The organism is Moraxella haemolytica (assembly GCF_030177935.1).
Classification (GTDB): domain Bacteria; phylum Pseudomonadota; class Gammaproteobacteria; order Pseudomonadales; family Moraxellaceae; genus Moraxella; species Moraxella haemolytica.
In genome coordinates this window covers 1,080,835-1,095,251 of sequence record NZ_CP089974.1, presented here as the reverse complement: position 1 = coordinate 1,095,251, position 14,417 = coordinate 1,080,835, and the positions used below count along the sequence as shown (strand labels likewise).

General features: G+C 42.6%; 15 protein-coding genes. 8 read left to right on the top strand and 7 right to left on the bottom strand.

Annotated features, from left to right (window positions below; translation table 11 throughout):
• The 5 genes from LU276_RS05145 (at position 1) to LU276_RS05125 (ending at position 2,487) form a co-directional block, all read left to right on the top strand.
• Complete coding sequence (locus LU276_RS05145) at positions 1 to 264, top strand: hypothetical protein (protein WP_284672818.1); 264 nt, start codon at positions 1 to 3, stop codon at positions 262 to 264.
• A gap of 59 nt (positions 265 to 323) precedes the next feature.
• Positions 324 to 653, top strand: coding sequence for a phage tail protein (locus tag LU276_RS05140; RefSeq protein ID WP_284672817.1), 330 nt, complete (start codon positions 324 to 326; stop codon positions 651 to 653).
• A 103-nt stretch (positions 654 to 756) separates the two neighbouring features.
• Positions 757 to 1,152, top strand: coding sequence for a hypothetical protein (locus LU276_RS05135; RefSeq protein ID WP_284672816.1), 396 nt, complete (start codon positions 757 to 759; stop codon positions 1,150 to 1,152).
• Positions 1,153 to 1,201: 49 nt separating this feature from the next.
• Positions 1,202 to 1,705 carry a phage minor tail protein L gene (locus tag LU276_RS05130; protein WP_284672815.1) on the top strand — a complete coding sequence of 168 codons (504 nt, stop codon included), beginning with the start codon at positions 1,202 to 1,204 and terminating at the stop codon, positions 1,703 to 1,705.
• 8 nt (positions 1,706 to 1,713) lie between these two features.
• Positions 1,714 to 2,487, top strand: coding sequence for an NlpC/P60 family protein (locus LU276_RS05125; RefSeq protein ID WP_284672814.1), 774 nt, complete (start codon positions 1,714 to 1,716; stop codon positions 2,485 to 2,487).
• On the opposite strand, the gene LU276_RS05120 is transcribed toward LU276_RS05125, so the two are convergent.
• The gene (locus tag LU276_RS05120; RefSeq protein ID WP_284672813.1) at positions 2,474 to 2,671 is read right to left on the bottom strand and encodes a ribbon-helix-helix domain-containing protein; all 198 of its coding nucleotides are present in this window, start codon (positions 2,669 to 2,671) and stop codon (positions 2,474 to 2,476) included. The two genes, LU276_RS05125 and LU276_RS05120, sit on opposite strands and share 14 nt — an antisense overlap.
• A 566-nt stretch (positions 2,672 to 3,237) precedes the next feature.
• Positions 3,238 to 3,804, bottom strand: a complete 567-nt coding sequence (locus LU276_RS05115) for a 5-formyltetrahydrofolate cyclo-ligase (protein WP_284672812.1) — start codon at positions 3,802 to 3,804, stop codon at positions 3,238 to 3,240.
• A gap of 152 nt (positions 3,805 to 3,956) precedes the next feature.
• Here LU276_RS05115 and fumC point away from each other — a divergent pair, with 152 nt between their 5' ends.
• The 3 genes from fumC to LU276_RS05100 all read left to right on the top strand — a co-directional run bounded on the left by fumC (position 3,957) and on the right by LU276_RS05100 (position 9,108).
• The gene (fumC, locus tag LU276_RS05110) at positions 3,957 to 5,348 is read left to right on the top strand and encodes a class II fumarate hydratase (RefSeq protein ID WP_284674588.1); all 1,392 of its coding nucleotides are present in this window, start codon (positions 3,957 to 3,959) and stop codon (positions 5,346 to 5,348) included.
• A 263-nt stretch (positions 5,349 to 5,611) separates the two neighbouring features.
• A complete protein-coding gene (cydD, locus tag LU276_RS05105) occupies positions 5,612 to 7,417 on the top strand; it encodes a thiol reductant ABC exporter subunit CydD (RefSeq protein WP_284672811.1) in 1,806 nt (601 codons plus the stop codon).
• Positions 7,414 to 9,108, top strand: coding sequence for an amino acid ABC transporter ATP-binding/permease protein (locus LU276_RS05100; protein WP_284672810.1), 1,695 nt, complete (start codon positions 7,414 to 7,416; stop codon positions 9,106 to 9,108). The genes cydD and LU276_RS05100 overlap by 4 nt, the downstream gene beginning before the upstream one ends.
• 202 nt (positions 9,109 to 9,310) lie before the next feature.
• On the opposite strand, the gene LU276_RS05095 is transcribed toward LU276_RS05100, so the two are convergent.
• The 5 genes from LU276_RS05095 to LU276_RS05075 form a co-directional block, all read right to left on the bottom strand.
• Positions 9,311 to 10,114, bottom strand: a complete 804-nt coding sequence (locus LU276_RS05095) for a hypothetical protein (RefSeq protein ID WP_284672809.1) — start codon at positions 10,112 to 10,114, stop codon at positions 9,311 to 9,313.
• A 167-nt stretch (positions 10,115 to 10,281) separates the two neighbouring features.
• Entirely contained in the window at positions 10,282 to 10,995 is a 714-nt protein-coding gene (locus LU276_RS05090) for a sulfate/molybdate ABC transporter ATP-binding protein (protein WP_284672808.1), read from the bottom strand.
• A gap of 52 nt (positions 10,996 to 11,047) precedes the next feature.
• The gene (cysW, locus tag LU276_RS05085; RefSeq protein ID WP_284672807.1) at positions 11,048 to 11,893 is read right to left on the bottom strand and encodes a sulfate ABC transporter permease subunit CysW; all 846 of its coding nucleotides are present in this window, start codon (positions 11,891 to 11,893) and stop codon (positions 11,048 to 11,050) included.
• Positions 11,894 to 11,982: 89 nt separating this feature from the next.
• The gene (gene cysT / locus LU276_RS05080) at positions 11,983 to 12,864 is read right to left on the bottom strand and encodes a sulfate ABC transporter permease subunit CysT (protein ID WP_284672806.1); all 882 of its coding nucleotides are present in this window, start codon (positions 12,862 to 12,864) and stop codon (positions 11,983 to 11,985) included.
• Between the two features lie 263 nt (positions 12,865 to 13,127).
• Positions 13,128 to 14,192, bottom strand: a complete 1,065-nt coding sequence (locus LU276_RS05075) for a sulfate ABC transporter substrate-binding protein (RefSeq protein WP_284672805.1) — start codon at positions 14,190 to 14,192, stop codon at positions 13,128 to 13,130.
• Positions 14,193 to 14,417 lie beyond the last annotated feature (225 nt).

Below are 14,417 nucleotides of genomic sequence, written 5' to 3'. Positions count from 1 at the left end.
ATGAATGAACAACACATGAAAGGTTTGGCACTATTGGCGGAAGGTGTTGCAAAGCCGATAGCTACACAATTACACGCAAACAGTTTGTTTAGTGCTGGTACGGTGCTTTACTTAGCCGAAAAAGGTATTATTGATTTGGATGATTATTTAAATTATATGGATGATTTAAAAGAAAGATTGATGCAATCACCCGATTATAGTCAAGAAACTAAAGATGCTATTGAACAAGAATTTGATTTTTATCAATCTAAATTCAAAAAATAGAAAATGACTTGAATAAAAAATCCTATCATTTGATGGGATTTTTTATTTTGGAGTAGTGCATGAAAACCTTTAAATGGAAAATGAACATGGGAGCGTCTGCCAGCGTCAAGCACTCTGTGGCAAAAGCCCAGTTTGGCGACGGCTACGCCCAGCGTGTGAGTTTTGGTATTAACAATAAACGCACCGATTGGAGTGGTACTAAGACAGGCGACTGGGCGACCGTCATCAAGCCCATCAAAGATTTTCTTGATGAGCATGGTGGTGTTACGCCCTTTTATTGGGCTGATCCGCATGGCACGACCGCCAAATACATTTGCCAAGATTATGAAATTTCTCAAAGAAAAGGTAATTTTTGGGAAATTAGCCTAAAATTCGAGCAAACCTTTTAAGTTGTTAAGTAAAATTTGACAACTCAAGCCAAAACCCATTGATTTTAATGGGTTTTATTTTTTGCCACCTGGCAAGGTGGTATTTTTTTAACGGAGATAAACCATGACCCAAACCCTAACCACCCTAAACCGCACCGAAGCCAAGACCTTGCAAGACTTTATCTACCAAGTGGACGCTTGGCAGGCTCAGCACGGCGACAAAGCCAATCATATTGAAATTATCTACTACCCCGAAGATGACGGCTTTGAAGTCGTCAATGGAGAAAAAGACAATGGCGTATTAAAGCGTAACCGCACCACCGCATTTCGTGCCGAGATTCTAGCATGGGCGACCAACCAACTTAACCAGCTTAAAGGTTGGGGTAATGACAAAGCTGTTACCGTCCTGCATTTAGTCTATGCTAATGATGAATTTGGCGTGGCGGTGGAAGTTGTGCCGACGACAAGTCTGGCAAGCGAAACCGAGCCAACCGACGAACTGGCAGACGAAGAAGTATAACACACAAAGACGGAAAAAGTGATTTTTCCGTTTTTTATTTGGAGGGCTTATGCCATTAAACAGCGACTTTCAAAAATTATCCGTAGATGGACTAATTACCTTGTTTGAACTGGATGCAAGCCGTCTTGGAGCGGGCACTTTACGCTTTCACGGACATAATCACGACAAAAACGATGTTGTAATTACCTTTTTTGACAACGGCAACCCTACGGCAAGCGATGAATGTAAAGAGCAGATTTGGTTTGTGGAACAAAAAACATCGGAAAATGCCCAACAAGTTACTTTTGAGCTGTCAAATCCGATTGATTTAGAGGGCTTAAAAATCCCAGTCAGAGAGATTACCAATTATTGCCATTGGGCGGTCGTGGGCAAGTATCGTGGCGAAGAATGCGGCTATACAGGGGCGACAATGTTTGACGAACACGACAAACCAACCGACAACCCAATTTTGGACAAATGCGGTGGTCGCATGAAATCGTGCGTTCGCCGATTTGGTAAAAACAAGCCTTTGCCCTTTGGCGGCTGTCCTGCCAGTAGTTTGATTGGCTCATAGGAATTAAGATGAAATTAACCAAACAATTAAAATCGGACATTACCTCCCACGCCCTTGACTGCTACCCTGCCGAGTGCTGTGGCGTGATTGTGAATAACAAATACATACCCTGCACCAACACCGCCCATGACAATGAGCAATTTACTCTTTGTCCAAAAGAGTATGCCCGTGCTGAAAGTATGGGGCAGATACAAGCCATCGTCCATAACCACCCTGACGGCGGTGTGTTGCCGTCTGATTTGGATAAATTACAAATTGAACTGCACGGTGTGGCGTGGGTCATCGTGGCAGTGTCCAAGCAAGATTATGGTGATGAGCCTGCTTTTGGTATTTATGAACCGTGTGGGTATAAACCGCCACTGTTGGGGCGAAATTACATTCACGGTGTGCAAGATTGTTATGCCATTGTCCGTGATTTTTATCGCCGTGAGTTTGAGATTGAATTGCCTGATTTTGACCGCACAGACGCTTGGTGGGAAGACCTCAATCACGCCCCACTGTATGAGCAGAACTTTGAAAAAGCAGGCTTTGTGGAAGTGGACAAAGACAACCTGCAATACGGCGATGTCCTGCTTTGCCGTGTCGGACGCACGCACCATGTTAATCATGCCTTAATTTGGCTCGGCAACAATGACACACTCAAAAGCGAAGTTACACCGCCTTGCGTGGGCAACACTCTAATCCTGCACCACCCCTACGGACGGCAGTCGGTGCGTGAGATTTATGGCAAGGGGTGGGCGGATAGGGTTGGGCTTGTCGTGCGTCATGCTAAACTTGCTTAGCCCAAAGCTCCACCGCCTCCATGATAATGATGTTTTTGGTTTTGCCTGTTTGTTTAGCAAGGTCATCAAGCAGTTCGGCAAATTCTATCGGCACTTTAAAACCAATCGGTTTTACGCCACGGCGTTCATCACTCTCACGCTGAGTTTCGGCACGGCTTTTTGGGGTTTTGACAATCTTAGGCATTTGACAAATCCTTACATTATTGGTAAGATAATCATAAGTTTTAGGAGAAGGCGGTGTGCTTGCCCACCGCCCCAGCCTTTACAGGCTACCTGCCATTAGTAAGCGTTGTTGCTTAGTAGTAGCAGGATAACAATGATAATTAGCTTTACGACTGCCTTCATTGTCTTATCTCCTAAGGTCGCCACCACTTCACAAGGTCGGTGGCGGATAACCTATCAAGGCTTGGTGCTGCAACACCTTGTCTTGATAAACATATTATAGTTTAAACTACATTAAAAGTCAAGTAATTTATACACTTTTTTTGCAAAAATGTTAAAAAATGTATGGGTTATTTGGCTTTTTTGTTATCAAAAAAACAGTGATTTTAACCGCTCATGATTCATCGTGGGCGGTTTTTTATTGGGGAAGATTTAGTCATAAAAAACCCATCTACTTGCATGACATTTTAGCCAAAAAGTTTAGCGGTTATGAGATGGAACGAGTAATTATAAAATATATTCTTTGTCATTATATTGTCATCACATGACAACAAATAGGGCGAGTTATTGGATAAGATGGAGCTAACCCTAGAAAAATCTGAGAATATTGCTATCTGTAATCACCAGATCCACCCTTTGATCCCAATCATTGACCGCCAATCTATCTACCATTTGAAAGTGGTAGCACCAACCGACCTTTAAGCCGTGAAAATTGGCAAAAGTTCTGTCATAAAATCCACCACCCATGCCCAGCCGATGACCCAGCTGATCCACCGCCACCAAAGGGCAGATGATGCAGTCCATTTGCTTTGCTGTTAATGATGGCTTGGTCATGGGTTCTTTCATGCCGAGCGTGTGGCGTTTTAAGGGGGTTTTGGTTGGCTGATAAAAACAAGGAGCGAATGTTAAGGGTTTGCCTTGCTTGGTGATGGGCAAGTAGGGCGTAAAGCCATATTTTTGGCAGAACTTCATGATGGGAGCTGTTGGCAATTCGCCAAAATCGTCCAAATACAGCCCAATGTTAGCGTGCTTAGGCAGATGTAGTAATAACTTGGGTAGGTGCAAGCCGGCAAGAAAAGCGAATCTTTGCCGTTGTTTTTGAGTGAGTGCCTTTCGTTGTTTTTTGATGTTTTTTCTGAGTGTGGCGTTGTCCATAGGGCTTCCAATTAACCAAGCTAGGCGTTTAATGATTAAATGATAATAACTAATGATTGAGAATTATTTTTAATGGTGGTATAGTATTTGGTGAATATACCAAGCACTTATTTTATCTTAAATTCACTTAGAAGGAAAATGCAATGACTGATATGACCAATATTCGCATAGAAAAAGACACGATGGGTGAGATTGCTGTCCCTAGCGATGCTTACTTTGGTGCACAGACTCAACGCAGTCGTGAGAATTTTAAAATCGGTGGTGAAACCTTGCCAGTTCCACTCATTCAAGCAATGGCAATCGTCAAAAAAGCAGCTGCCATCACTAATAGCAATTTAGGTCGTATTGATGGTGATAAGGCGGAGCTGATTGTTAAGGCTTGTGATGAAATTTTATCAGGCGGGCTTATGGATCAATTCCCGCTTGTGGTCTGGCAGACAGGTTCTGGTACGCAGTCTAATATGAACATGAATGAAGTTCTTGCTAATCGTGCCAATGAACTTGCAGGCAGTCCAAAAGGTTTGTATCAGCCGATTCATCCGAACGATGATGTCAATCATGCCCAATCTACTAACGACAGCTTTCCTACTGCCATTCGTGTGGCAAGTGCCATAGAGATTAACCATAAGCTCATTCCTGCCGTTAAATCATTGCGTGAAACCCTTGCTAAAAAATCCGCTGACTTTGCCGATATTGTCAAAATCGGACGCACTCATTTGCAAGATGCCACCCCTTTAACTTTGGGGCAAGAGTTTAGTGGGTATGTGGCACAGCTTGATTTGGCACTTAGTCGCATTGATGATGCTTTAACTGGTCTATATCAGCTGCCACTGGGTGGAACAGCGGTTGGGACGGGGTTAAACAGTCACCCAAAGTACGCTATTGAAGTTGCTCAAACAATCTCTAATTTGACCAAATTGCCCTTTGTTACCGCTCCGAATAAATTTGAGGCACTGGCGGCTCGTGATGCTGAAGTGTTTGCCAGTGGCGCTCTAAAAACTTTGGCCGTCAGCTTGAATAAAATCGCCAATGATATCCGTTGGCTATCCAGTGGCCCTAGATGTGGATTGGGTGAGCTACGCATTCCTGAGAATGAACCTGGATCATCCATCATGCCAGGCAAGGTAAATCCTACCCAATCTGAAGCGATGACGATGGTGTGCTGTCAAGTGATTGGTAATGACACAACCATCTCGATGGCTGGAGCAAGTGGCAATTTTGAACTTAATGTCTATATGCCAGTGATTGGTTATAATTTATTGCAATCCATTCGTCTGCTAAGTGATGGCATTAATAGTTTTAATGATAACTGTGCAATAGGTATTGAGCCAAATCACGAGAAGATTGATTATTTCTTGCATCATTCGCTCATGCTTGTTACGGCACTGAACCGCAAAATCGGCTACGAAAATGCAGCCAAAGTTGCAAAAACTGCCTATAAAAATGACAAATCGCTAAAAGAGACCGCCATTGAGTTGGGTTTATTGACAAGCGAAGAGTTTGATGAGATTGTTCGTCCAGAACAGATGGTCTCGCCAAAATAATTTTTCATTTGATGTCTGAAAATAAGGGTTGGTAACGACCCTTATTTTATTTTGGTATTTTAATTCAATGACTCATTTATAAATGGAATGATAGTAAGGTGGCAATATAACCAATAAAGCATCATCAATAATGGTCTATTTTTCTATATTTTGTCATGCTATCTTGAAAAGTTGGGTAAATTTAGCGATAATGAAACATTTTGTTTTTCGTCATTATTTATCCTAAAATTCTTTAATAGCATCTTTTATATAACAATAACGCCATGACCGATCAATCCCCAAATAACAGCCATAGCCGAACAACTATTCAAAAGCCCATAAGACAATCAAAACGAAAGTCCAAACGCAGTCAAGATGACATCATGGCAAATAAATTTTTACGCACGACTTTCGCCACCGCTAAAAAACCCATGATGATGGTATGGCTACTGGATGTGGCAAGCGTATTGGTGTTTGTGGTGCAGTCGTATGAATTGATGGTGTTGTTTGGTGGCTGGTTTGATGTTTTTGTGCATGATGTGCCATATCGGGCAAGGGGGCTTTGGACGAGTTTGGCGGTGCTACTTGGTTGTATGCTGATACGCATTGGGCTTGGTTATATCAAAGATGTTGTGCTGACAAATATTGGTATTGATATTGCTGGGCGTGTGCGAGCAAGGCTGTTTGATAAGTTAGGTAAATTGGGACAAGCCAGACGCTACTTTGGTTCTGATGGGGCGTTATCAAGCAAAATCATTGATGAACCTGACCGTCTGGTTGGTTACGCTCGTTTTAATGTCCAAAAGATGACTGCCATAGCTACGCCCATCATACTGGCAGGATGTGTGGCGTATTATAACTTGACAGTGGCAGTGATACTGCTTGCCACTGCACCGCTTGTACCGATTTTTATGATGCTGATTGGCATAGCAACTGCTCGCAAGAGTCGTGAGCAGATGGATGCTTTAGCACAGCTTGGCGGTCGGTTCTTGGATTGGATTCGTGGGGTGAATACACTTTCACGACTTGGTGTGGTAGATATTGCAACATCAGACCTTGAACGAAGCTCGGACAACTATCGCAAGCGGACGATGGAAGTGCTAAAGATTGCTTTTTTAAACAGTGCAGTGCTTGAGTTTTTATCGGCTTTATCAATCGCTTTGGTTGCCATGTATTTGGGCTTTGGTTTGATGGGTGTGCTGCCATGGGCTAAAGGGCAGGTGCTGACCAGTTATGGCGAAGCATTGTTTATCTTGCTACTCGTCCCTGAATTTTATGCTCCGCTTCGCAGATTGGGGGCGGAATATCATGTGAAAGGTCAAGCGGTAGCTTGTGCTAAGGCGATTGCTCCTATATTGAATTTTAAGGTAAAACAAATCGGTGGTACTCCTTTTATCTTTGATTCATCTCCTGCTTTTGAATTAAAAAATGTGCAAGTCTTTGGTGATGATGGTCGAGTGAGACTGTCGCCAACTACGCTGACTTGTCAGGCAGGTCAATGCACAGCGTTCATGGGTGAAAGTGGTGTGGGTAAATCTACGATTTTGCAGATTTTATTGGGTTTTGGCGATTTTGAGGGCGATATTATTATTCATGCTGATGGTAAGTCGGTACGCTATGATGACATAGATGTTGCTACACTACGAGAACAATTTGGTTATCTGTCGCAGACCGTGCCACTGTTGCCGATGAGTATTGCAGATAACTTACGCCTAGCCAAGCCTGATGCTTGTGATGATGAGTTGGTGTCAGTGTTGCAGGCGGTCGGTCTAAAAGAGGTGATTGATGGGTTGCCTAGCGGTATTCATACCATGCTTAGCGAGCGTGGCGGTGGTCTATCAGGTGGTCAGGGTCAGCGTATTGCCATCGCTCAGTTGTTACTTCAAGATGCCAAAGTATGGCTACTTGATGAACCAACCGAGCACCTAGATGGCGAGACAGCAGGGCATATCAAGGCGTTACTTAGCCATATTAGTAGGGATAAAACCGTGATTTGGGTAACGCATGATAAGGCGGGCGTGGCATTTGATGAGGTGTATTATTTAGGCAAGGATAACAATCAGGATTTGGTTAATGGAGAGGCACCATGAGAGGGCAAAATGATAAGTTTCGCCTAAGACAGCTTTTGTTAAGTCAAAAGTTATTGTGGGGCATTGCATGGCTTTTGGGCATTGCAACCGTTCTGTCTGTATTGGGCTTGGTGATGCTCTCAGGATGGTTTATTACGATGGCAGGTGTGGCAGGTGTACTTGTTCTTGGTGCAACCTTTAATTATCTGATACCATCTGTGATGATTCGTGGTTTTGCCATCGTGCGTACTTTTGCTCGTTATGGTGATTTGATGGTGTCGCATCATGCGGTATTTGGTCTATTAAAAGAACTAAGGGTGAGATTTTTTGCTCGTTGGGCAAGTCTGCCACTGTCAGTTCGTATGAATAGACAAGATGTTCAAAGTAGTAGCGAGACCATGCAACGGCTCGTGCGAGATATTGATATACTTGATGAATTACCACTACGGCTGATTTCGCCATTTATTGTGGCCACTTTGGCGGTTGGTGTATTATCGGTGTTGATACTTTTGGTGTTACCAACGGCATTATTTACCGTGCTGTGTCTGCTAGCATCTTTGCTTGTGGCACTTTGGACGCTAAAACAAGGGGTAAGGCTAGCAGAGCGTGAAAGTATACTATTAACCCAAAAAAAGAGTAAGCTATTGGATACTTTGCCTGCTTTAACCGCACTATTGACATGGAATAGGTGGCAAGAGCAAGTAGCGACTTTGTCGGCACAAGATGAAGCATACGCCCAAACCACACGCCAAGCCATGCGATTAAGACGCAACCGTCAAGCACTCATTCAAGTCATCATCGCCATTGCTTCGGTTGCACTGCTGATGGTGGCAGGCAGTCTGTTTGATGGTCAGGCTAAATCATTTGTCATACAGTTACTAAGCAATCAAGCCTTAACTCCAACTCCTGCTGTTGTTCTGGCACTGTTACTTGGTTTACTAGGTCTGATAGAAATCTTGCTCGGACTGGTTGGCGAGCCATTGGCTTGGGGTAGAAGCCTGCTTGCTAAAACTCGCATTAACACCTTGATTGATGGTGAGTCAATTCCCCAAAAGCAGTCAATAGCCAGCACGCCCACGATTCATCTGCATGGTGTATCCGTAAAAATGCCAAAAGGGCTGATGGCTACAACCAACATCAATGGCGTATTAACTCCCACTAAGCCAACACTCATTGTTGGTGCATCAGGTGCAGGTAAATCCACTTTGCTTGCTACATTGGCAGGAGAGATTGCTCGTGTTGGTGGTGAAATTTTGGTTAATGGTGTGGATATTGATGCGGTGGATTTTGGTAGCTCTCTTGGCTATTTGGGGCAGAATGTCGATATCTTTGATCAAACATTAGCGGATAATCTACGACTGGGTAAGCCATCTGCAAATGACGATGAACTGTGGTCGGTGTTAGATAAGGTGGGACTGCTTGACTGGGCAAAATCCCAACCAAAAGGACTAGATACTCCGCTTGGCGAATATGGCACGGCAATTTCTGGCGGTCAAGGCAGGCGTGTGGCTTTGGCACGGCTACTACTTGCTCCAAAGGCGGTGCTGTTACTTGATGAACCATTTGCAGGGCTTGATCAAAGTACTCGCCAAACAGTTTGGCATAGCCTTGTTCAGTTACAAACTAATGGGCAGATTGGCGTACTTGCCATTGCTACGCATCAGATTGGCGATGAAATGAGTGATATCAATATCATGAAAGTCGGTCAATAATAGATGGATTGACCAAGTGCGTTTAATCCAATAGACTGACCAGTCATGGGCTTGAAAAACCAGTCTGTCTTTAAGCCACACCCTAAAGCTAGAACTCTGGCTTTGGGGTATTTTCTTAGTAAGTATGAAGTAGGCTTTAGCCGTCTGTGATGGAAAAGTCGTGTGTCATGGCATAATCAAACTGCCAAAATCTCTACAATCATCAATCCTTCTTGTCGTCATCTGGGTTTGGATTGTCTTGTTCGGTGATGATGGGAGTGTTAGGATCGCCAAAACTTAAAATCTCAGCGAAGTTTGGCTCAATGTATAAAGACAGCTGCTGCTTTTCTAGAACGCCTTGATTTACCTGTACTTTTTTAATGGCGTTCATGACAAGTTCGCTGTTTTTTAGCCATCGTCCGATTTCTAAATAGACGATATTGCCTTTGTATTCAACGAATGGCACTTGTTTAATTTTAATATTATTTAAAATGACAGGTAGCGGGTCTTTTCTGAAGATCGCACGGTAGCTATTTAGGGCAAATTTTGCCAAAGGTGCTTGCCACCATTTTTTACTGTGTAGTTCTAATACATCGGTATCGCCAGTCTGGCGTAGCACCAGTCGTTGAGTGTGTTTGTCTAGTTGCAAATGCACCAATTCAAAATTGCTAGCGAGACTGGCAAATATCCCTTGAACATGAACCGTGGTATATAGTCGCAACCAACCATCGTGAACATCAAGTCTTAAATCGTGCACCATATCAACATTTTTAACGACATAGGTAAATAGTGCATCGTTGATTTGATTTTGACTGATGGGTATTTTAATCTCATCAATAAATTGGCTAGTAGCGTTAGCATAAGTGTGCTTTAGGCTACTTAGGGTTTGTTGCCAACTGATAAAAATATCTTCAATCAGTCTATCGCCGTCAAAACCGCTGATCTGAGCAAAATTCTCTAGCGTGGATTGTGGTTTTTGTGAAGCGTTATCTGATGAGTGGTTAAAAGTGTGTTCTTGTTGCATCATGTCAAATCAGGATTAAAATTTTAACCATTGTAACAAATTTTTTGCGTTATTAGCAAAAAAATATTAGTAAACCATTGTTCTTTTTGGGTGGATTGGCTAATAAAAATTCGCCAGTATTTAACCTAAGTGTGGTTAAATTTAGCCAATCTACCCCCAATTTTGTTTTACTATAAACCCAAAAAGTCCACCACAAATTCGCTATTTGGGCGAGCAAATAGTTCATCAGGCGTGCCAATTTGCTCAACCACACCGTGATTCATGATGATGATTTTATCAGAGATGGCGATTGCTTCTTCTTGGTCATGTGTTACCATGATGGAAGTGATGCCGATGTCTTTTTGAATTTGTTTAAGTGAAGTACGCAGTTCTTTACGCACTTTGGCGTCTAATGCCCCAAAAGGTTCATCGAGTAGTAATAGTTTGGGTGATGTTGCTAAGGCTCGTGCCAAAGCAATACGCTGACGCTGACCGCCTGATAGTTCGTGTGGATAACGGTCTTTGGTATGACCAAGTTGCACCAATTCTAAAAGCTCTGCCACTCGTGCATCAATGTTAGCGGTACTTGGTCTGTTTTTTAGTAAAGTAAGACCAAAGGCAATGTTTTGGGCAACGGTTTTGTGGCGAAATAGGGCGTAGTTTTGAAACACAAAGCCAATGCCACGCTTTTGTACGGGCAGGTTGGTAACATTGATGTCATCAAACCATATGTCTCCTAAATCCGCCGTCTCAAGACCTGCGATGATGCGAAGCAGTGTGGTTTTTCCGCAGCCAGATGGTCCTAGTAGAGTAGTCAGTTCGCCTGTATTAACGGTAAAGTTGATGTTATTTAAAGCGGTAAAACTGCCAAATTGTTTGTAGATGTTTTTAATATCAATGCTCATATTTTTTCCAGTGCAAGTTAATATCTAATGTCTATCATGGGGCAGGTTGGTTTTATGTAGCTTTCTTGCGAGCCATGATATTTTGTACCGCCAAAGTAATCAAAGCAAGTAAGACTAGCAGGCTTGACATGGCAAAAGCGGTCGTAAAAGCGTATTCGTTATAAGCGATTTCAATCATTAATGGCATGGTATTGGTCTGACCACGAATGTGTCCAGAGACTACTGATACCGCACCAAATTCCCCCATTGCACGAGCATTAGTCAAAATGATTCCGTAGAGCAATGCCCATTTGATGTTTGGTAGGGTGATGTGCCAAAACATCTGCCAACCATTAGCACCTAAGGTTAGGGCAGCTTCTTCTTCGCTGTCGCCAATGGATTGCATAAGCGGTATGATTTCTCGTGCAATAAAAGGAAAGGTAACAAATAGCGTGGCAAGCACGATTCCTGTTGTGGCAAAAATGATTTTAACGCCCATGCTTTCAAAAAATCCCCCAATTAGTGTATTTGCCCCAAACAGTAGTACAAACATAAGACCTGCCACAACAGGAGAGACGGCAAAAGGTAGGTCAAGTAGGGTGGTGATGATAAATTTACCACGAAATTTATGCCGTGTGATGAGATAGGCGAGTGCCACCCCAATGATGATGTTGATGGGTAGGACGATGGCAGTGGTCATGAGTGTCAGCTTGATGGCGTGCAGAGCATCTGGGTCGGATAGTGCAATAACATACGCTTCCCAACCTTCTTTTAGGGCCTCATAAAATACTGTAATGAGTGGTATCACTAGCATAATGGTCATAAAGCCAACCGCAAAAGCAATAAGCAGCCATTTCATCCATGTGGCATCTTTGGTGGCAGGGTGGGCTTGATAGTCGTAGGTGGATTGGCTTGCCATGTCGTTTTTCCAATTTTTGCTTAAATGATGATGCTTTATCGTGTTTGCTGATTTACTTTAATGAATTAAGGGGTGTTTGATGAGCTGTCTTAATTGGTTTTTGCCCCAAGTTTGGCAGAAAGTTTCCATTGAGTAAAGTTGATGGCAAGCAATACAACCATGGAGACCAGTAGCATAAAGAGTGCTGCACATGATGCCCCTGCTACATCAAACTGCTCTAATTTTGAGACGATGATGAGTGGTAGGATTTCAGATTTCATGGGGATATTACCTGCAATAAAAATCACCGAACCGTATTCGCCTGTAGCACGAGCAAACATCATGCCTGCACCGATTAGCATGGCAGGAGCAATCTCAGGTAAGATGACCTTTGTAAAAGTTGTCAGGCGATTTGCTCCCATCACAGCCGCCGCTTCTTCAAATTCAACCAACATCTCGGCAAGTACGGGCTGTACTGCACGCACAATAAAAGGAAAACTCACCACAATCAGGGCAAGCCATATGCCTATTGGGGTAAAGGCAATGCGAATAGGCTCTCCTGTTAAAGCCATGCCTATTTTGGTAAACCATTGTCCAAAAAACCCATTGGGAGCATAAAGTGTGGCAAGAGCGATGCCTGTTACAGCGGTTGGTAGAGCAAAGGGTAAATCTACCAAAGCATTGATGAGCGATTTGCCCCAAAAATCATAGCGTACCAGCACCCAAGCAATCAGTGTGCCAAAGACAAGGTTGGTCAAGGTCGCTAAAATTGCCATAGATAGCGATAATTTAATGGCAGCAAAGACTTGTGGTTCTTTGATGGTGTCAATGATTTCACCAAACCCCATGTTGAGTGTCGTAAAAATCATCATCACAAAAGGCAATACCACAAGTAACGATAGCGAAAACACACTTACTCCCAAACTTAGTCCAAAAAATGGCATGATGCGTCTTTGTTTGTTTTTTGGTTGGTGTATGGCTGATGCTGTCATGACTGCTGTCTTTTTATAAAAATTTGAGTGTATTGTAAAATATTGATGGCGTTATGCTATGGTTAATATGGAATATGCTTTTTCCTTTTTGGAATGATTGAGTGTTGATTTGATTTGGGCAAATGACCAATGCGATTTAATGATTTATTTTTATTGTATAGATATGACATTTGACAAACTCAAGATACTGATGAACTTAGGCGGTCTAAAAAAAGATAAGCTCACCATAAAAAGCGAGCTTGTCATCAGCGTATTGGGGCTAATTATTTATTGGCTTTGACTACTTCGCCTGTAGCACCGACTGCCAATTTGTCATAAATACCGCCTTCTTTAAAGTAGGTATCCATAATAAATTTCCAATCGCTAAACACATCATTTGGGAAAAAAGTCTGCATGGTTGGGAATCTATCTTGATATTTAGCCAAAATATCGGGGTTGCTTGGGCGTAAGAAGTATTTCACTGCAAGCTCTTGACCTGCATCGCTGTATAGGTAGTTTAGGTACTCTTTGGCGACTTCAGTTGTGCCTTTCTTTTCAGCGATGGCATTGACGACCGCCACAGGGTTTTCGGCATTGACGGTGTAGCTTGGATAGATGATTTGCACATTGCCGAATTTTTCTTTGATGACATTAGCTTCGTTTTCAAAGGTGATGAGTACATCGCCAATTTGTCGCTGGGCAAAAGTTGTGGTCGCTGCTCGTCCGCCATTATCAAATACTTTGACATTACTCAACAGACCCTTAACAAGCTCTTGGGTCTTGACTTCGTCTTTATTAAAGGTGTGCAAACCATAGCCATAAGCACCCAAAAAAGCATAACGACCGTTACCTGTAGTTTTTGGGTTGGCAATGACGATTTCTTTGCCTTGTGTGGCTAGGTCTGGCCAGTCTTTAATGCCCTTAGGGTTGCCATCTCGTACAATAAAGACAATGGTACTGGTAAATGGAATAGCGTTATTTGGAAAATTTTGACGCCATTTGCTATCAACAAGCTGACTGTCAGCAAGTAGCTCAACATCAGAGCCTTGATTCATGGTAACCACATCAGCTTCAAGACTGTTTTTAACCGATAGGGCTTGTTTGCTAGAACCGCCGTGAGATTGCTTGATATCAATGCTAGCATTGGGATTGATGCTCTTGTAATGCTCAATAAACAAGGGATTATAGTCTTTATAAAAATCTCTTGCCACATCATAAGAGACATTCAAAAGCTCAATCTTGGTGTCTGTTGTCTTAGCGGTAGTGTTTTCTTTGTCTTGATTGCTACCGCAGGCGGTTAGGGTAAGGGTGGCAATGGTAAGCGTTAGGGGAAGTAGTTGTTTTTTCATGAATTGTTCCAATTTGTTAAACAGGTAAATCATTATATGATAGTTGCGTGCAAATGATTAAGTGCAAAAATACAAATTATTATTCCATTTTAGAATTAGTGGACTAATAAGAGATGGTCATACACTTATTTATTTGGAGCATAATGGGTTTTTAATAAAGAGTGGGTTATTTTTGATTTTATACTGCTTTTTTGGGTACTTAACAGATTTTTAGCTGAAAAAAGG